Below are 18,413 nucleotides of genomic sequence, written 5' to 3'. Positions count from 1 at the left end.
CCATCTCAGCCGGCGACGCTCCACGTCAGGTGACCGTCGCGAAATGCCGCTGTGTATCGGTCGGCGAAGAGTTCGTTTCCCGTCAGCGCAGTCCGCAGCTCCGTGAACAACTCTGCCAAGGAGCTCCACCGAACATCTGTCTCGTCGATGAACGCACCCTTGTATTCGCTGACGCACCCCTGCCGCGGACCCGGCCTCGTATCGACGATCACCGTGACCCCATCTTGGTCGGCGATGGGGACGAAACGCTTGTCATAAGTTCCGGCCCACCCGCCGGCGAGATCTTCCTGGTCGGCGTCCGACGACTCCGGCTCGTAGTCCGAGCCCTGCTCCACCTGCACCCACAACCGTGAGATGTCAACGCTCCTGGCCGGATCCAGTGTTGCGGTCGAGGGGAACAGCGTCGTGCACCGCCAACACTGTCGAGCGAACCAGAACCTGACCGCAGGATCGGCCGCCGAACTCTCGTCGTACCATTCCCGCAGAACACCGTCGTCCGACGACGTCGGAGTCATGTCGATGCCGTTGCGGGTGAGGATGTCGACTATCGAATCCCACGACGCCGTCAGTGCAGCAGTATCGTCCGCCATTGTGCGACTGTAGCCTCGGCGACCAACTGTGTGTGAGGCTGCGTCGGACAATGATGTGCTCATCATCGACACGACGACAACCAGGGCGAGGCGCAGTCGTCCTCGCACCGCGAATCGACACTCTCACTCGAGGGAGGCACCGTGCCAGGGATCGACAGCGGCTCGCCGAAGACTGCATTCGTCGAGGAGGTCGCCTCCTGTATTCGGGCGATGTCCGAGCCACCGGCCGCGCCGGAGGGCAGCGCCCCGAGCGAACCGGGTTGGTACGTTCAATCACCCGGCGCAGAAGAAACTTACGGGTTCGAGCCGTGGCTGTCGGTGTCCGACGTGCACGTCGCCTACGCAGACCCAGCACTCGTCGTGACACTGAACTGGACCGACCGGAACAATGTGGACGCGTCTCCACAACGGTTCGCCCTCGTCCTCGATGTCACCGGCATCAGTGCCGAACGTTGCACGATCCGCATCGAACACTTGCTCTCACGCGACGAATGGTCCGCGGGCGCGCAACGCGCCGGGACCGTACTGCTGGTAGCCCGACACCCCGCGAACCCAGTGACCGAGCAGAAGAAGCCACCATTCTCTCCGATCTCCGAGGCAGCGCGGATCTCCCGACACCGCCGACCAGCTACTGGACGATGTGGGCGACGCCCGTGCTCACGGTGATGGCCGTCGGCATCGCAGCAACAAGGATCGCCGGACGCGAATTCTGCAGGATAAAGTTCAACCGATGTGGTGCCATTTCCTCGGCGGCAACCTCGACCGCCGATCACTCGACGTCGACACCCGCGATATCGTCGACTATCAGGGCAGACCCATGTGTTCCCCAGCGCAGGATGCAGATCTGGTGCTCTCCCACGGAAGGTGCGTCTACGTCGAGACCGACCAAACGCTGAATGTCGACGGGCGGACTGCCCATATCTTCGAGCACTACGGCGACTGGAGAAGCGACAATCCACCTCCCTTCGCGGCCAACGCTGCGGCATCTCGGCAACACGTCACGATGAGAGGCGCGGACGAAACTGTTCCTGAGCACTGGTCATATGCCGACCTCCTCGCGGATGTCTCGATCGGTGAGTGGGTCCGCGAACACATTCCGCGATTCGACGGCACCGTGGCGGCACTCGTCCCGGACATCTACCCGACCTACCTGCGGCTGCTGCACCCCGCGTGGACGAACTACGACAACAGTGTCGACGACAATCCGGTTCGGTGGACAACCATCGCCGAACGACTCGGCGCGGTGATGCATCAGACCATCGCGTGGGGTTCGATGATCGAAACCGGTGTCCGATCCGGCCGAGGAACCGGTAGAGGCGACCTCTGGCATCACTCACCGCGCGCTGGCGAGCTACCCACGAAAGAGATCGAATCCTTGGCTGCGGTCCTCGCCGAACACACGACCACCCCCGATGACTGCTACTTCGGATTCTGGGAAGGACTGGGCATGACGGGGGTTCCCGTGAACCACCCCCGGATGGTTCTCCCGAGCCGCGAGCACCTTCTGATCCACGGGACGGTCGCTGACGCGGTCCGCGAACTCCACGGGTTCTTGCCGAGCGTGTGGTGGCCGGCCGACCGTGCGTGGTTCGTCGCCACTGATGTGGACCTCACATCAACATACGTCGGGGGGTCGACCGCACTGGCCAACGCGTTGTACGGCGAAACCGAGCGTTTCGAGGCCATCGACTCGTGGCGGGGTGCGCGGATCACGTGGGACTGCGACACCATCAATCCACGGCCTGAGGGCCCGCACACCCACGACTGAGACTGCGAGCGTCCACGGATTCCTACAATTCGCGATGAGGCGGAATTCGTGGTCTACGACGTTCTACGTCGACACCGAAGGTTCAGTGATCCTCGTACGAAGAAGACAGCGGATGCCGCACGGCACCTGATGGGTCCCACAGGCGATGACTGACCCGGTCGACTGAACGGAACGACCAGTGCGCGAGGGTCACTCGTGCGGTCGCGCAGCCCGCACGGACAGAACAGCCGCGACCACGCAGGTCGTCGCTGCGATCGCGATCGCAGCAGCGCTGGCGGGAATGACGCTGCCGGGGGCCGGAATCTCGATCGGTCGGTCGCTCGGCACCCATTCGAGAACACCACTCGGCCGCCGACCGATTGCGGAGAATCCGAATACTGCACACATGACCGGCAGTACGACTCCCAGCGCCAGAACGGACGGGTCGGACGCCGGAGACGATGCGTAGGAGTAGACGGCAGCTGCGGGAAGCACGGCAGCGTAGGCGACCGTCGAGGCGACGTTGTCCCACACCGACCCCGAGACACACACTGCCGCCAGCACGCAGCATCCCACCACCGTCGATGGAACACGCCGGGCGAGAACGAAGCCGACAGCGACAGCCACCAGTGCGAGCGGCGCGGGCCACCACCCGCTCCAGGTCATTCCGTTCACCGTCGTAGCTGCCACAGCCAACCCCGCGCAGATGAAACCGCCATCCCTCTCAGATCGCACAGCCACCACTGCCGCCGCGCACACGGTCACGGCCGCCGCGAGCACCCATTGAATCGACGATGACGCAGTGTCACCGAACGACACGTAGACCACCCACGTCGCCACCGCGAGAATGAGCACCGCGATCATCCTCGACCGGTGCCCCACCACCGCCCTCCGCGCCGATGGTGTGACCATGCTTGCCACAATGAACGCACCGACCACGGCAAGAACCACTTTCGGCACCAACGTGGTCGAGTAGCCTCCACCGAGGGTGATCGACCAGTCGCGCGGAGATCCGAGAAACGAGTCCACTTCGCGGCGGATCGGATGAGCACAAGCCGCACCGGCAATCAAGGCCAGCGCTGCCGCGCGATCGGACGAAGCCGCGGACACGGCAAGCCCTAGAAGCAGTCCCGCTCCGAGTCCCGTAGTCGTAGGGGCCAAGCCAGTGGGAACGTCGAACACCGAGGGTGCTGTGAGCACGACGAGTCCGGCGAGCGCGCCAACGGTCGTCACGAGCTGGTGCTTCCTTCCCAGCCACACTGCGACCACTGCTACGACCAGCGCAACTGCTGCGGACCACGAGGAGTTCAGGAACTTGTCGGACCAGTTGTTCCCGAATGCGTACTGTGATGTCGTGTCGGTCTCAGCTTGATACAGATCGACCGGCCTGGCATTGGCCAGGGCCCACACCGCGACGAGAGCGGCTCCGGCGGTCGCACTGAGCCGGCTCAAAATCGGGAGCGTCAAGGGCACGCGATCACCCTACGTCCCGGTGATCCGACGTCGCCTCGTCGACAACAGCAATGGTCGCGCGGCCGTGGTCTAGTGTGAAAGCCATGCTGACAACACGTCGAAAGAATGTCTCCGCGCACTGACACCCACGGCACGCCGGCGGCTCCACCTCATGGGCCCGGCAGCCGATGACTGACCGACAGAGTGCCGTTGCGCCTCGGACAGTGCAGGTACACATCCCGGTACACATGATCGAGGATGGTTCGATCGCTCCGCCGACGATCGACGTCGTTCTCGCCGGCTACCTCCGATTCCAGGAATCTCCACCGGCGGACCCCGACGCAGTCACTGCTCGAGGACACCTGACCCCGTCCGACGAAGCACCCGGGTGGTGGTCGGTGCCGTCGGGGACACCGCCACGGTGGGTGTGGTCGGGCTTGCTTCGCGGCGATGGATGGACAGCGGAGTGGACCGGGTTCACACCCCGGACGGGCCAGGTCGAGATCACCGGGCAGTTTCTCGGCGTGCAGGACTACGCCAGTGACAGCACATTCCGCGGACTTGTCATCCGGGTGCAGGTGGTGACCGAGCGGCACCGCCGGAATTCCGACGGGCTGTGGATACCCACTGGGGGCAACCGATCTGTCCGTGACGTCAGCCGAGCCGATCAGTTCATCGGGCGGGAGAGGATGGCGGAGGTCGGCGTCGATCACCTCGACATGGACTCCACGGCCATCGTCGATCTCGACCTCGACAACACTCCGCCCATGCCGCCGCGCCCCAGCATCGTCCCCGGGGCAGTGTCCGCCGCTGCAGGAACGACATGGGTCGTCGACACCGAACTCCCCCTGCTGGTCGCCATCTCCGGCGGCGACAGCGTCGTCGAGTATCTGCTCCCGGCCAAGACCGGTGTGCCGCGTCTGCTCTGGGCGGTGCCTGGGGGGTGCTGGGTCGCCGGCGAGGACGGGACATTCTGGGTTCCGGACGGCGAAGTTGCTGTGCGGGTCGATGATCGGTCCGTCCACGCCGGCGCCGTACACGGAGACACCCTCCTCGGGTGCACCCACGACTCCACCTGGCGGATGTACCGACCGGGCGAGGAACCTGCCGACATCGACGTGGCCCCGGTGTCAGGCCACGTGTTTTCCGTCGTCGCCCACGACGACGGTGTCGTCGCCGTCGTTCGACAAGGCGGCTCGGGCACCCGGCTGGTCCGCGTCTCGTTGGCCGGGGCGGTGCATATCGGGCCGGACCTCGCCCCGGATCCCGAACCGGGACAACGCCGGCGATGGTGGCGAGACTTCTTCCTCGCCGGTGATCCACTACGGCTGGTCAGCCACGTCGACGTCGGTGTCATCGAGCCCGACCTGACCGTCCGCGACGACGGCGAACGCCTCGGCCGACGCCAGTTCCACGGCGGCACCGTCGGCCCATACGGGTGGGGCATGGGCTTCCTCGACTCCCGTGCGACCACGCCTCGAGAGTGGTGGCCGCTGCCGGACCAGGAGGTCTACGACCGCGCGGTCCAGATGCTCCACCCACCACGGAAGGTGTTCACAATCTACGACCCCCACACGCTGGAACCGCTGACAAGTGTTCCGCTGATCGACCCGGAGCCGAGCGTGACCATCGACGACACCGGGACGATCCTCGTCGTCGACCGTGGTATCACCACATTCCCGGTCGACATTCCAATGATGACGTGGCCGACAAAGCTGAACGTGGCTGCGCTGCTGGACAAGTCACGTACGACGCGACCAACCGAAGCATTGCCGGATTGTGCTGCCGACATGCTCGAGAATGACACACGGAGGTCACGATGACGCAGTGGATCGAGGTTCTCGTCGGCATGGCGGACGGGCCGACCACCCCTGTGCAGGGAACGGTGAAACCGTACTGGCGCACCACAGAACCAGAAACGTTCTACTACGGGAGCTACGGAGAAGAACCCGTCGAGATTCCCCTCGCCGCAGATGGTGTGCGACTCACCCGGTGGGGCCGCCGAGCACGCATCGAATCCCTGGACGGCACGGTGCTGTTCCTCAGCGACGGTGAGACGGCCTGGAACTTCACCGATGATCCGCAACGACCGAGAAGCACCGCACTGCGACGCGCCCAACGCTTCGGCCCCGGACGCGCCCTGGTCGTCACACGACCCACCGCCGACTGGGTGGGAGACGACCATGCGCGTCCGATCGGCCCGGTCACCGACATCGACTTCCTCGGCCGCCCATGCTGGTCTGTCGAACTCGCCGCGCGCGAGAGCATCGCCATGCCCGAACCGTCGCTCATCCTCGTCGTCGACGCCGAATCCGGTGCAGTGGTGGCCGAACACTCGGGCGACGGACGAGTCGGAGCCGAGTACACCGACATCGTCGTCGGGACACCGATGGACACGTCCAGCTTCACCTGGGACGGCCCGGTCGAGACCGACCAGGAGTCCCGACAGAAGATGCTGCAGCACGACCCGCACTGGCGGGAGCGCGGACTTCGGTGGTTCCGCGACAACGTCACCACCGGCCCGATCAAGGTGTCTGTGCACGTCGAACTTACGCCGCAGTTCGTCGAAGTGACGAACGAGGACACGGACGAGTTCACCGCGCCACTGGGAACGCCACGGCGACGAACGGGGTTGCTGATACGCCGTCGTCACTCCCCCGAACCCTGGGCGGTGAAGATGGCCGACGAGCAATTCGCTTGGTCGACAGCGGACTTCGACTGGACGTTCACCCTGAGACTGGGAACCCTGGACTACGAGGGACTGGCGGCGGTGCAGCAGCAACTACATCCGGGCGAGCCGGTCACCGGTACACCCGACCTGGTGCCGCCGACGAGAACTGCATGGTGACTCATTCGGTGAGCACACCGAGGGGTACCACGGACCGGTCGGTGCGAGGATCACGCCAGACCGCCTCGCCAACGATGTCGGTGGGTAGGAAGGGCCGCTCGGCTACGAGCGGCACCGTCCACTCGTCGGCGAACGATCAGCGAGTTCACTACGCTCACAGGATGGAGCTCGTCGCAATCGTCGTCGTCACCATGTTTCTGATCGCGGCTGTCTCGATCGGACGCGCCACGCACCTCGGTTCACTGGCAAGGATCTGTTGGGCGGCCATTGCATTCGTGCTGCCGGCGATCGGGCCACTGCTGTGGTTCGCGCTCGGTCAACGATACGGCTACCGAATGAACGGTGAAGTTCGGCGGTGACGGTCAGCTTCCGGGGCTGTGGTCGAGACGACCGAGCGCACTGGAAGCAGACCCCATGGATCGACCGAATGGATATTCCACGATTCCGCCGCGAGTCCGTGTACTCGGCCCTCGTGGAACCGCCGAGCGCCGTGAGGACTCGGGCTCACCCCTCCACCTGGTGGGAGGCGTCCGTCATCGTCGTGATAGCTGCGGCCACCGCCGCCTGTATTGCCGTGCTGTACTCGTTCATCTCACCCGCGCCGATGATCTTTCTCCTCGGTGCGGCATTCTGGTAGGTATCGAGCCTGGCAGCTGCCATGCATCGCAGTCGTCGTCGTGGCGGCTACGGGTGCCCTGGTCATGTTGTCGGTGCCTTCTCGTGCAGCCTTCGCGTTCTCGGAAACAACCCTCACCGAAATGGCTACGGAATGTAGCCCGTCCTACGGCGGCGGCCGAGATGACCACCAGATCGGTTACGCCGAAATCGACGGATACTGGTACACCTTCAACAGTTCTGAGGGCGCTGCTCGATGGCCACATCGCCTCCTTCGGTGGAACCGCCAGTATCCCGATGGTGAACCTCGGTCTGGGATTCCGATGCGGAGGTGTGGCCGAGCAATGCCGCCGTCCGCGACAGCAGTGGACACCATGTCCGCCATCGACGGGGAAGGGGCTCCTCCGGGGCACGTCATCGAAGACCGCGCCCGCAGCTCCGAACGCGTGCTTGACTGCACGCATGGTTCTGCAGTACTCGAGCGATCCCCGTCCTGCGCGGTGGCTCACCGAATCGGCAGTGCCGTGGGATGAGCGGGCGAAGTTCGGACCACACACCACTTTCGAGTCGCATGCCCGACTGCGTTACATCCCCGACGAGGGAACATCACCGAGGCCCGAGATCCCGCCACGGCCTGCCACGGAACAGGGCGACTCACCGGTCTTCGCCGAACTCTGTGACCTCCTGACGTCGGCGACGACGACTCCTGATCGGTGTTTCTTCTGCCTGTGGGAAGGCTGGCCGGATATAGATCGAAACATCGATCCTGGCCCACCCACGGTGCACATCCCGAACCGCAGCTACTACTTGTTCAGCGGACCTCTGCGCGAGGTCGGCCGGTGGAGTACCGTCACCGAATCCGATTCCATGCCGCCCGCAGCATTCGTCTGGCCGGCCGACCACGCCTGGTGTGTCGCCTCCGATGTCGATCCTCCCTGGGCAGGCATCAGCGGCACCGCTCGTACGATCTCCCGCCTCACCGACCAGACCAGGATCGATATAGTCACCGCCGACCCGACGCGATGGTGACCACAGCAGGAAGGCGCGTCAGATGACGAACAACGACGGCCGTCGAGCGGAACGACTGAGCATTCTTCGTGCCCTGGCAGTGTGTCTCGACAACACCGCGGAGGTCCTGGGTCTGGTGGCGGAGTCGGAGGGCGACGACGATGCCGTGCACTCGCTCACCACTCGGTTCGGATTCGACCGACTCCAGGCTCGCGCGATTCTCGCAATGCAAGTGAGAAGGTTCTCCCGAACAGAGAAGGCGATTCTGAACAGCGAGATCGCTGCGATGGAGACCGAGGCCGAGGGTCAGCTCGCAGTCGAGACGAGCCCTTCCGAAACGTGACGATCAGACCGGACGCGGGCTGTCCTCGGTCCAGACGGGATACTCTCCCTCGTTGTGGCACAGCCACACTCGGCTGTCGCCACGAGCGACACGTACACCGTCGGTCAGCCAGTAGGTTTCGTCGGGTGCCCATCCTGCGATCACACTTGCCGTGTCCTCCTTCACCACGATGGCCGTCCCCGCTGCGGCAAGGTATGCCCCGACTGTCAGGTGAACGCCGTCGTAGTGTTCGGCCACCAGCGGCCAGTCGGGAATGACCCACCGCCCTGCCCGCCCGGTCGTGCTGTACCAGTCGTGCCGCGTCTGCGCGGTGACCTCGACGGGAAACCGTCTGCACAGTTCGGCCCATGCTTGCGCGCCGTCCACCTCGTACACGCGGACATCGTCGGGAACGTCGAGACGGTGAGCGACCGCCCGCGTCCACCCCATACTGTCCTCGGTGAACCAGAGCTCGGACGGGGTTCCGTCGGACAACAGCCGCGTCGAGCTCCGTGTCGGAGGGAACGACCACCATTCACCGCCGTATGCGGCAGCCGGATCGGTCGGCCGCTCACGAACTGCTCGCTCCTCCTGTTCCTGCACGCGAACCGCGTGGTGACGCAGCACCTCCGCGGCAGGCGGCGCCGCTGAGCCGTCCGGGAATCCCGCATCGGGGTCCTCCCACCCCACCGTCCACTGATCCCCTGTCACCACACCTGTCGCCCACCACTGTGCGTGCGACGACGCTGCGACGTGCTCGGCGACCCGTCGCAGCTCACCTCGGACGGACTCGGCAGCCGCGAGAACATCCTCACCGTCCGGTGGCTGCCAGTACCGTGCGTGATCGACAGATGCGGCAAGAGCCGCGCGCAACACGGTGGCGGTGACCTCCGAAAGACGAAGGTGCGACAGGCGATCCGCCACATCGGCCGCTGTCACCACCGTCTGCCGCGCCTCCTCCGCCCCGGGCCCGAACATCACGACACCGCTGCCCTGATCGACGTCCAGGCGGTACGCCGCAAGAAACACCGCGGTGTGCAACGAACCTTCCGGGTCGGCGCCCGAATGCTGCTCCGAGAGCAACGCGTACTCGAGAAGCAGTCGTCGACCGCGTGGGCCGGCCAGCAATGCCTCGCCTGCACTCATTCGTCCACCATCTCAGATGGTCGGCTGGGTACGTGTTCGTCTGACGCCGTCGGCAGCGCGGAACAGAGTGTGTCGATGATGTCGGCAGCACCGCGGTCGGATGCGAGCGCGTGCCCGCGTCCCACCCACAGAGTGATGGCGTGCGGGTCATCGAAGGCCGCTTCACGGAGGGGGCTGACCGTGGCATGCACCAATGGTGCAGTCTCCTCAGCCGTGGGATGGTGGCTCCGTGCGCGCACTGCTGATCGAGAACCATCTCGATGGATCGCATCCGTCGCCGGGGAGACGACAGAGCCGCCGACCCTGATCGTCGATGGCAGTCTCAACGCGATCAACCGACCACCACGCTGTCGGCCCTGCCGCCGAGTTTCGGTGTGTCACCGGTGACCAAAGACGAAACAGAATGGCAGCGCGATGACAGCGGTGACCCTCCTGGCACTCCTCGCTGTGCAAGGAAAATCGGTGCGAGTTCGAGTGAGCGTCAATTACTGATCGTCGATCTCTCGAGTAATCGCGACGCTTGTTGAAACCGAGTCGCAGACTATGTCATCAATGCGCCGGCACCAGCGCTGACAAGGACGTACACGCCGACACTGGTCACTACTGCGTTGGCGACGAGCGCGGTCGCACCGACCCGCCTGTCCCGCCGCGTCGACACCCGCTCCATGATTCCCGACGAAACGACGCCCACGGCTCCCGCAAACATGATGATCGCAGTGGGGAGGCCGCCGTCGAAACCGACCGCCACGCTCACGACGATGATCAAGCCGGCCACGGCAGCGAGACCCGAGAGCGCTGCGATCGGGCCGTTGGGAAACGTCGATACGTCGGGCTCGGGCATACGCGAGAATCTTTCCACAGTCGGCGGTCCCGACTGTTTCCGTCACCGGACCGCGCGCATTGCAGCATGCCACGACGATCGTGACCGACTCGGTCCGGCCAGTTCGCACGTCGTCGAGCGAAAGGCGCTTGCCGCGCCGCAGTCGACGGGCATGAGCCCGTCATCGCTGTAACGTCGTCCCGCATGCGATGGCCGACGATTCTGATCGCGGCGGCATTGGTCGCGACAGCGTGCAGTCCGCAACCTGGCAGACCGAGCAGTACGGCGCCACCGAGGTCCGAGCAGTACTTCGCCACCGCCCCCACCGGTGCGCCGGTCGATCAGGCCGCGGTGTGCCTGGACTCCAGCGAGCCGAACATCACCGAGCAGGACTACGTCGACTACTGGCAGACCCTCTTCGACGACCAGCGATCCACCTACCCTGATCAGTCCTTCCCGTCACGAGAACAACTCGCCGAGCAGAAGCGAACGGAGTGGCGGCAAGGGCCGAACGACGACGTTCCGAGCGGTGCGGACGCAGCTTTCTCACGCGCAGTGTGCGGCCTCCCCCTCAACGACGGGCAGCTGTATTCAGGGGTGCCGTTTCGCACTCTGAGAGGTCATGTTGCGCAGTACGGACGGGCGGCGTGCAACTCGGTCCTCGAATCCGGAGTCCGGGAGGTGTGGGAGCGACTGCATCCGGACAGCCCAGCTGACTCGCCGACGCCTGACGGCGAAGCAGCGCAGTTCGAGCTCATCGCCTATGCGGCACTGCAGAACGTGTGTCCTCAGCTGGCCGACTACACCGGTCCACCCGTCATACAGGATTGCGGGAATCTCACACCGGGTCCATCGGCCGATACCGGCGAAGGCGTGTTCTGCCGCGGCGACCGCTGACACGGGTCATCGTCCGAGCCTGCTGTGAGCGTCTGCCCAGGTCGGACGCAGGGAGGACGAGGTCGTCCAGAACGTGAACTCTGCATCCGCAGTGTGTTGCCTGAAAGTTTCCATCACCGAGCGGTGTGGTTCCGCGCTCACCATCGCATCGATCGCGTCGCGGTCGCGCCAGGCGCTCAGCGTGTAGAACTCCCGGCGCACAGGGCGTGCGATCAGGGCGACGCCGATCGCCCCGTCCGATCGGCGTACCTGACGATGGATGCGCAGCGATGCGACCAGGAATCGCAGAACATGACGGGAGGACGCGAGCTCGAACCTCGACGCCATGACGACGGAGGCATCGAGCGTGTTCGTATCCTGTGGGCCCGCGAGCCAGGGCAGGGCAACCATGCAGTCCTCCTAGTGCGGTAGGTGGTCGTCGCGCATGCGATCCGTAAACCCGCCAATTCAGCTGTCCGAACGGGAGTCTGCGCGCATGAGGCGCTGCGCTCAGCGGCGACGCTACCGCGACTCGAATCGATATGGACACCGCCGGTATCCATAATGGATAGTGCTAGTCTCTGATCGTGATGTCAAGGCCCCCATCATGAAGGTCTCCGAGCTCAGTACGCGTTCAGGCGTGCCCATCTCCTCGATCAAGTACTACCTACGCGAAGGACTCCTGCAGAGCGGCGTCAGGACCGCGACCAATCAGGCGAACTACGGAGAGCCGCATCTACGCCGGCTCCGCCTCATCCGCTCGATGACCGAGATCGGCGAACTCCCCCTCGCACGGGTACGCGCGACCTTGGCCGCCGTGGACGATGACACGGTGACACTGCACGACACCTTCGGTGCCGTGATGCACGGCTTGGACGACCTTCCTGCCACACACGACAGAGACCCCGATCTGATTACCGCGCACGACGAGGTCACGGCGTGGCTGACCGACCGGCACTGGCATATCGATCCGGCTGCGCCTGCACCGCACCGACTGGCGGAACTCATCACCACGATGCGCCATTTCGGCTTCCCGATCTCTCTGAACAATTTCGACGACGCAGCCGACCATGCCGAGTCCGCCGCGAAAGGCGAAGTGGCCTACGCGAGAGGGAAAGAGGACCGTGCAGCCGCTGTCGAATCCATGATCGTGGGCACCGTCGTCATCGAGCGAGTGCTACTCGAAATTCGTCGGCTGAGCCTCGAATCCGCCAGTTACGACCTCGAGAACGCCGACTCCGCACCGCCTACCTCGCACGCGACAGACTGACCGTCTCTCGATCGAGGCGTGGTGAGAATGCCGTGCTGCCGGACCACCATGAGGCAAGTGCCCCACACGATCTGTGCGCAGGAGCGTAGGGGTTCTTACTCTGTCTTCCTCCGCGATCACCTGCGAGCGTCGACACCAGCAGCACACACCCTTCTCGGGTGACGCGAGGCGACTACGCAGCAGAGAAGAATTTGGAGGACAACAATGAAGAAGTACTTGATTGCAGGGCTTGTCGTCGTCACCGTCCTGACGTGGACGGGGCCGGGGATCTTCGAGACGTCATTGTGGACAGCATTGGCCGTCATGGCTGCGTGCGAAGCCGTTGTCGCGGCGATGCTCTTCGCGTCGAGGTGGCGCAACAGGCGGGCCGCGGTTGTCCTGGCGGTCTTGTCGGCATACCAGTTCGGTCAGAGCTATTTCTACGAACAAGCCCAGTACACATCGAGTGACCCGGTGATCCCGATCGACAACTTCGGTGTACTGGTTCTCAGCGGGATCGCGATCAGCCTGATCGCGGCCGGACCCTTTCCTCGAGACGTCACGGGAGCACCGCCTCGATGAAACCCATCGCAATCGTGCCGAGGGACAGTCCGCCGGTACCGAACGCTGCCGCGGCGCAGACTGCCACCAGCACGTCATCGCGCGACGGGACAGGCGGTTCGATGGTCGTGTTCATGAACTGGAACGGGACTGCCCAGACAATGTCGATACTGTCGTGTGCCAGTGTCAGGTCGCCGAACGCGTTTCGACCAGTGTCCGTGGAGCCGTCGAGAAACCTGCTGTCGGTCAGGGTCGTGGCAGCGAGGGTGAACACTCGTCGATCGAACTCGATCCGGACACGGTAAGACTTCTTCAGAAGTCGCCCGGGCCCCGGCATCAGGACAACTTCGCGGCCGTCGACGACTGCTTCCAGGGCCGATTCGCGCCGCGTCCCGATAGGCGTGTCGCGCGTTCTCTCGCCGGTGCGTCGAATCGACGCGGTGGTCTGCGGCTCGTCCGTGTACACGGCGATGATCTCATCGTCGGACCCCGTCACCTCGATATCGCCGTAGAGGTACGTTTCGACACGGTACGTTCCCACATCGGTCCTCTCAGTGATCGGAAGTGCAATCGATCAACGTCTGGTCACGAGCAAAAGTATGAGTCTGTACGTGCGCCGTCGCCACGAGACACGACGGCCACATTTCTCACGGCGCCACCTCGACCTGCCAGACTCTCCACTTCACCGAAACGCCGCTCTCGATGGTTCCCGCCGGGAGGTACTCGAGCGGCCCGTGCGGCTCGGGAACACGCCATCCGGAGTGCACAGTCGGATGCCGTGTCACCTGCTGCACCACGTATCCCACGAAGTTCAGGACACGGACACGTCCGGTCGTCGGTGTTCGAAAGTCCGTCCACAAGTATCGATCCCACACGAGAGCACCCGTCAGAACCGCCTCACCGACTGGTGTGTCTCCGGCGCTCAGCATCGTCGTGAATCCATCTCCGAGGTGCGCGACACGCTCGATACCCCTCTCGACCCGAACGGTGACGATGGAGGCGGCGACTTCGGACACCACTTCCCGCGGTAGTCCGATCTCCGATGCATCAGCCCAGTAGGTCGTGGGCGAACACAGCGCGCCAGGTTCCGGGTCGTCCGGCCACCATTCCTCGTCGTCGAGCATGAAGACTGTCGTCATGGCCCGGCACCCGCGTCACCGGTCGATGCCAGGCGCGCAACGGGCACAGGCACTCGGCTCACCGCTCCACACCTACGCGCAGCCGTTCTGAGCATGGCCCAGTCGAACCGCTGCCGCTGTTCGTCGAACAGCCCGCGTTCCGTGGGATCGAACACTCCCCTGTTGCGTGCCACACCTGCGAGCGTAGGTCGTTCGGTTCTTGTCCCGCTGTTCTTACTCCTTCGAGACGCCGGTGCCGCCGCACCCTGACTCGCGTGGCTCGCCGATCCGGTCATGGTGACGTGAGAGCCCTGCTGGCCCGGCAGGTCTCCCACAGGCGCAGCCTGGCTGCGGATGTGGAGCTACCTGCTCGACGATGCGCGGTGAGTTACGGAATTGATGAGCCCCGACAGTGCCAGCCCACCACCGGGGTACACGATCATTGCGGGCGAGAAGATCTCGGTCGACGAAGCGTGCGTGATCATCCACACGGCGCCGAACGCAGTCACTGCGAGCCCGATGACGGTCGCGGCAATCTTCGTCCCCAAGCTCTGCTGCGCCAACCTGCCGGAGAACAATGCAGCCAGTCCAGCGAAGACGCACAGGAAGATCGACCCGATGAACAGGCCGTCCAGATCGAGGAGGCGGGCAACCGCGAACAGCACCGCACCGGTCGCGAGTAGGACCAGTTCCGGAACCGGGTCGCGGCGGGGACGCGGCGCGTCCATCACCGTTCGTCTCGTCGCGGCAAGACAGCTGGATGCACTGATGCGGTACGCCTGCCGTGGGCCGGGCTGCGGTACGTGATGGCCTGCATCTGGTTCACGCTTGCACGGACTCACCGCGAGCACCAGCGTACAAACCCCTACAGGTCCAGGCACTCGACACGTGCGACAAGCGCCGACCGACACTCTGCGCCACCCAGCGGCCTCCGCCACGATCCGGCGATGCAGAGTCGGGTCATGGGAGACTTGGGCGATGGCCCACGATGATCTCGACGCCGCAGAGGTTGCGACCATACTGACCTCGGCCGATGCCGGCGATGTCGCCAGATTGCTGAAGACGCCCCCTCCGAGCTCGGTCGACAGACAGTGGGCTCGGGTGTCGGCCATTCTCGAAGCGAATATCGGCGTCGGTTTTCGCGGGGCGGCGGACGCGGACATCGCGGCGGCAGAGAAGGCGACATGCCCGTGGACCGACGAGCTGCGGAATCTCTACCGCCGCGCCGAGCCGACTCCAGAGCAACGCGGAATTGCTTTGATACCACCCGGCTTCGAGCTCCTGAGCCTGAACAGGTTACTGAGCGATCATCGACTGTGGATCGACTTCAACGCCAACCCGGCGTTCGGGGAGCCCATCGACATGGACGAAGAGATGGCAAAGCCGGCGGGATCTCCAGCGCCGATGATGCTGCCCGGGTTCGTGGCTTTCGCCAAGTCGAACGCCGACACGCTGTTCGTCGACACTCGGACAGGCCCCCTGCACGGGTGCGTCAACATCCACCCCGACGCGGACGCACCCTGGAAACCACCGCTGTGGAGATCACTCAGCGCCATGCTCGAGCAACTGGCGTTCTCCCTCGAACGCAACACCACTTTCGACATGCGCGTCACACTGTGGTCGAAATACCAACCATTCATCGAGGGCACTCGCCTGGTATGGGAACACCGATGACGGTCGAGGCGCCCTACGATGCGACGGTGGCGGAAGACGAACGAGAACCCGCCGGTGTCGAAGCTAATGCCTGGCGATCGCTGTGGCGGTCTCGGTTGCTCTTGTCCGGGGCGTGAGTGAACACATGAGCAGTTCCGTTCTCAGCGCTTCTCTCACCGACCGCCGCGCCGCAGTGGGCCGGTCGAGATTCCGAACAACGGTCGTGGCCATCAGCTACGCCGTGCTGATCGTCGCTGTCGCCGTCGAGATGTTTTCCGGCATCAACAATCTCAGTGGCATGCTGGCGGTGGCCGCCGTGTGGCTCGGAGCGTTGTACGCGGTGACATGTTGGTGGCTCAGACACGACGGCGATTCACGCACGGGTCGCTGAGAAGCACAGCGCTGTACGTGCTCGGTCGGTAGCGGCACGGCGTCCTGATGGCGCCCGCCGCGCTGACGTGGTCAGGCTGTCGATCGGTCAACTGCGGCAGAGCTCCACCGAGGAGCAAGCGCGAGTAGCACTACCCGACCACGACGGACACTGCTCGCTCCGCACGGTCCCCGGCACCGTCACGCTGGCCCCCCAGGCGCCGGCGAGCACCGCGACCCACCTGTCCACCGACTCACGAACGAAGTCGAACAACAGCGTCCGGACTCACGGACGGTTCGCCGGCCCGCACGCGGGCCGACCATCACAGTCACGGGGACGGCTCGACGCCGTTCTCGGATCGAGCTCGGCGAACGACCAACCCCGCCACACTGAGCGCCGCAGCGCAGACCAGACCGCCCACCATCCCGACGACCGGCAACAGGCCGGTCAGCCCCGCAATGAGCGATAGCCACGCGAGAATCAGTGCGCCCGTCTCGAGACGCGCCGCCAGTACCGGTCCTGTCCTGCGTCGGTGCGCCGACGACGCCTTCAGATACAACCCGTACGCGCCATAAGTCGCGGCATAAGCGCCGATACAGAACGCGAGAACTCCCACCCCGAACCACCCGGGAACAATCTCGTACGGTGCACCACCGAGAGCTGAGACTGCGGCCACGGCGATCGGGACCACCAGCGCTGTTCCGATGTACAGAAGTACAGCGAGACCCAGAACTGAATCCTTGGGCGACGACGTCCACGACACCGTCGCACCCTAACAAACCGCACGGCCCGGTCCACTCGAACGATGGACACGTCGCGTCTGCGCAACCACGGACAGCCAAGACGTTCGATCGGCCCCCGTAGAACAAACCGAACTGTCGCCGACAGCGAAGCGCACATGGCAGAGTCTGTACTTCGTTCACCAGCTGGTACGTAGACCCGTCCAGCAGGAACGAGCAGCGTCGCCTCGTCGTCGAGTTCCGGCGATCATCCGACGCTCGGTCGAGAGGGGCACCCCGGATGGACACGGCCACCATTTCGGTCGCACACCAGCAGTACGCGATCGTCTCCGACGGCGTGGTGAGCCTGTACGAGGGCGATGGGTCCACGATGACGACGCCGTCGCGGGGCTATCTCACGGTGACGCCCAGTACCGAGTACGGGCAGGTGGAGGTCAGCATCGACGTCGTGATGCGTGAGCTCGACGACTACGTGCCGCAAGGGTGGACCTTGGAGGGGCATGGGTCCTTCCAAGCCGTCGCCGGGTTGCGGGTGGAAACGACGGACGGGCAAGTGTGGAAGCAGTTCACGAGCCTCGGAGGTATCCAATTCCCGTCCGATGTTCTGTACAGGGCATATCGACAGTATTCGTCCGACGGATCGATCGAGCGGCATCGCCTGGAGTTGACACCCCGGTTCATCGTTCCGACACACGAAGTCGACGAGGGCGACCTCGCCGACGAGATCGGAGACGACGGGCCTTCCGTGCTGGGTCTGCACGTCTTCACGGAGGACTGACCTGGTCGAGATGCGGAGACACACGGTGGTAGTCGCGCGACCATGAACCTCGCGAACCACAACGAGTCGAATTCGTAGGACGATGAAACCCGTTGTTGTTGAACGGTGTCGAGAACTTCCCACCGCTCAGGATGCACCATGTGCGGTCACCACGAGCTTTTGGTGAAGCTCACTGCCGACCCTTTCAACGGCAACCCGCCTGACATCGAGACCGAGATGGCCACACCGGCCGGGTTTCCCGGTCCGATGCTGCCCGTTTTCGTGGCATTCGCGAACGCCGGCGCTGACACCTTGTTCGTTGGCTCCGAATACCATTCGCTGTGTCTGGCTGTACTGCGCGAGGCGGTGCTCGTCGAACTGGGTTGTGTTCTTGTCCCAGTTGCCGCCCCGGGTGCAAGGTTGCGGGGCGGCATAGCCGTCGAGTGTCAGTAAAGGTCCGGGGTGCGAGTCCCTGTGGACGCACCACAAAGGGCCCCTGATCAGCAGCCGCGCCGATCAGGGGCGCGGAGAGGTGGGTAGC

22 protein-coding genes are annotated in these 18,413 nt (G+C 64.5%); 12 read left to right on the top strand and 10 right to left on the bottom strand.

Going from position 1 to position 18,413, the window contains the following annotated elements; all coding sequences use genetic code 11:
- Positions 1-5 precede the first annotated feature (5 nt).
- The gene (locus HQ325_RS17025; RefSeq protein ID WP_222631326.1) at positions 6-590 is read right to left on the bottom strand and encodes a hypothetical protein; all 585 of its coding nucleotides are present in this window, start codon (positions 588-590) and stop codon (positions 6-8) included.
- Positions 591-1,230: 640 nt separating this feature from the next.
- On the opposite strand from HQ325_RS17025, the gene HQ325_RS17020 reads away from it, so the two are divergent.
- Entirely contained in the window at positions 1,231-2,358 is a 1,128-nt protein-coding gene (locus HQ325_RS17020; RefSeq protein ID WP_222631324.1) for a hypothetical protein, read from the top strand.
- A gap of 189 nt (positions 2,359-2,547) precedes the next feature.
- On the opposite strand, the gene HQ325_RS17015 is transcribed toward HQ325_RS17020, so the two are convergent.
- A complete protein-coding gene (locus HQ325_RS17015) occupies positions 2,548-3,810 on the bottom strand; it encodes a hypothetical protein (protein ID WP_222631322.1) in 1,263 nt (420 codons plus the stop codon).
- Positions 3,811-4,037: 227 nt separating this feature from the next.
- On the opposite strand from HQ325_RS17015, the gene HQ325_RS17010 reads away from it, so the two are divergent.
- The 3 genes from HQ325_RS17010 (at position 4,038) to HQ325_RS17000 (ending at position 6,996) form a co-directional block, all read left to right on the top strand.
- Positions 4,038-5,612 carry a hypothetical protein gene (locus HQ325_RS17010; RefSeq protein ID WP_222631320.1) on the top strand — a complete coding sequence of 525 codons (1,575 nt, stop codon included), beginning with the start codon at positions 4,038-4,040 and terminating at the stop codon, positions 5,610-5,612.
- Positions 5,609-6,637 carry a hypothetical protein gene (locus HQ325_RS17005; protein WP_222631318.1) on the top strand — a complete coding sequence of 343 codons (1,029 nt, stop codon included), beginning with the start codon at positions 5,609-5,611 and terminating at the stop codon, positions 6,635-6,637. Before HQ325_RS17010 ends, HQ325_RS17005 begins: the two co-directional genes overlap by 4 nt.
- A 161-nt stretch (positions 6,638-6,798) precedes the next feature.
- A complete protein-coding gene (locus HQ325_RS17000; RefSeq protein WP_222631316.1) occupies positions 6,799-6,996 on the top strand; it encodes a PLDc N-terminal domain-containing protein in 198 nt (65 codons plus the stop codon).
- Positions 6,997-7,141: 145 nt separating this feature from the next.
- Here the strand turns inward: HQ325_RS17000 and HQ325_RS16995 are convergent, their stop codons facing one another.
- Positions 7,142-7,297 (bottom strand): hypothetical protein, encoded by a 156-nt coding sequence (locus tag HQ325_RS16995; protein ID WP_222631314.1) that lies wholly within the window; start codon positions 7,295-7,297, stop codon positions 7,142-7,144.
- A gap of 1,006 nt (positions 7,298-8,303) precedes the next feature.
- Between HQ325_RS16995 and HQ325_RS16990 the strand changes: the two genes are divergently transcribed.
- The gene (locus HQ325_RS16990) at positions 8,304-8,603 is read left to right on the top strand and encodes a DNA gyrase subunit A (protein ID WP_222631312.1); all 300 of its coding nucleotides are present in this window, start codon (positions 8,304-8,306) and stop codon (positions 8,601-8,603) included.
- A gap of 3 nt (positions 8,604-8,606) precedes the next feature.
- On the opposite strand, the gene HQ325_RS16985 is transcribed toward HQ325_RS16990, so the two are convergent.
- Entirely contained in the window at positions 8,607-9,728 is a 1,122-nt protein-coding gene (locus HQ325_RS16985) for a hypothetical protein (protein WP_222631310.1), read from the bottom strand.
- 541 nt (positions 9,729-10,269) lie between these two features.
- A complete protein-coding gene (locus HQ325_RS16980; protein ID WP_222631308.1) occupies positions 10,270-10,569 on the bottom strand; it encodes a hypothetical protein in 300 nt (99 codons plus the stop codon).
- Between the two features lie 183 nt (positions 10,570-10,752).
- On the opposite strand from HQ325_RS16980, the gene HQ325_RS16975 reads away from it, so the two are divergent.
- The gene (locus HQ325_RS16975) at positions 10,753-11,445 is read left to right on the top strand and encodes a hypothetical protein (protein WP_222631306.1); all 693 of its coding nucleotides are present in this window, start codon (positions 10,753-10,755) and stop codon (positions 11,443-11,445) included.
- A gap of 6 nt (positions 11,446-11,451) precedes the next feature.
- Here the strand turns inward: HQ325_RS16975 and HQ325_RS16970 are convergent, their stop codons facing one another.
- Positions 11,452-11,835: a DUF3291 domain-containing protein gene (locus tag HQ325_RS16970; RefSeq protein WP_222631304.1), complete on the bottom strand. Its 384-nt coding sequence runs from the start codon at positions 11,833-11,835 to the stop codon at positions 11,452-11,454.
- 196 nt (positions 11,836-12,031) lie between these two features.
- Between HQ325_RS16970 and HQ325_RS16965 the strand changes: the two genes are divergently transcribed.
- Both HQ325_RS16965 and HQ325_RS16960 read left to right on the top strand, forming a co-directional pair.
- Entirely contained in the window at positions 12,032-12,694 is a 663-nt protein-coding gene (locus HQ325_RS16965; protein WP_222631302.1) for a MerR family transcriptional regulator, read from the top strand.
- 204 nt (positions 12,695-12,898) lie between these two features.
- Positions 12,899-13,255, top strand: coding sequence for a hypothetical protein (locus HQ325_RS16960; RefSeq protein WP_222631299.1), 357 nt, complete (start codon positions 12,899-12,901; stop codon positions 13,253-13,255).
- On the opposite strand, the gene HQ325_RS16955 is transcribed toward HQ325_RS16960, so the two are convergent.
- The 3 genes from HQ325_RS16955 to HQ325_RS16945 all read right to left on the bottom strand — a co-directional run bounded on the left by HQ325_RS16955 (position 13,233) and on the right by HQ325_RS16945 (position 15,080).
- Complete coding sequence (locus tag HQ325_RS16955) at positions 13,233-13,775, bottom strand: hypothetical protein (RefSeq protein ID WP_222631297.1); 543 nt, start codon at positions 13,773-13,775, stop codon at positions 13,233-13,235. The two genes, HQ325_RS16960 and HQ325_RS16955, sit on opposite strands and share 23 nt — an antisense overlap.
- A gap of 106 nt (positions 13,776-13,881) precedes the next feature.
- A complete protein-coding gene (locus HQ325_RS16950) occupies positions 13,882-14,373 on the bottom strand; it encodes a hypothetical protein (RefSeq protein ID WP_222631295.1) in 492 nt (163 codons plus the stop codon).
- Between the two features lie 341 nt (positions 14,374-14,714).
- Complete coding sequence (locus tag HQ325_RS16945) at positions 14,715-15,080, bottom strand: hypothetical protein (protein WP_222631293.1); 366 nt, start codon at positions 15,078-15,080, stop codon at positions 14,715-14,717.
- 250 nt (positions 15,081-15,330) lie between these two features.
- Between HQ325_RS16945 and HQ325_RS16940 the strand changes: the two genes are divergently transcribed.
- Positions 15,331-16,026 (top strand): hypothetical protein, encoded by a 696-nt coding sequence (locus tag HQ325_RS16940; protein WP_222631291.1) that lies wholly within the window; start codon positions 15,331-15,333, stop codon positions 16,024-16,026.
- 124 nt (positions 16,027-16,150) lie between these two features.
- Positions 16,151-16,396 (top strand): hypothetical protein, encoded by a 246-nt coding sequence (locus HQ325_RS16935; RefSeq protein WP_222631290.1) that lies wholly within the window; start codon positions 16,151-16,153, stop codon positions 16,394-16,396.
- Positions 16,397-16,703: 307 nt separating this feature from the next.
- Here HQ325_RS16935 and HQ325_RS16930 read toward each other — a convergent pair whose 3' ends face one another.
- On the bottom strand, positions 16,704-17,138 hold the full coding sequence (locus HQ325_RS16930) for a hypothetical protein (RefSeq protein ID WP_222631289.1): 435 nt from the start codon (positions 17,136-17,138) through the stop codon (positions 16,704-16,706).
- A gap of 257 nt (positions 17,139-17,395) precedes the next feature.
- Between HQ325_RS16930 and HQ325_RS16925 the strand changes: the two genes are divergently transcribed.
- Together HQ325_RS16925 and HQ325_RS16920 are read left to right on the top strand one after the other, a co-directional pair.
- A complete protein-coding gene (locus tag HQ325_RS16925; RefSeq protein WP_222631288.1) occupies positions 17,396-17,893 on the top strand; it encodes a hypothetical protein in 498 nt (165 codons plus the stop codon).
- Positions 17,894-18,031: 138 nt separating this feature from the next.
- A complete protein-coding gene (locus HQ325_RS16920) occupies positions 18,032-18,325 on the top strand; it encodes a hypothetical protein (RefSeq protein ID WP_222631287.1) in 294 nt (97 codons plus the stop codon).
- Positions 18,326-18,413: the final 88 nt, after the last annotated feature.

Origin of the sequence: Rhodococcus sp. BP-349, from assembly GCF_019835845.1 — a bacterium.
Lineage (GTDB): Bacteria > Actinomycetota > Actinomycetes > Mycobacteriales > Mycobacteriaceae > Rhodococcoides.
Note: the sequence above shows the minus strand (reverse complement) of the source record. Positions and strands in the feature narration are given on the sequence as shown.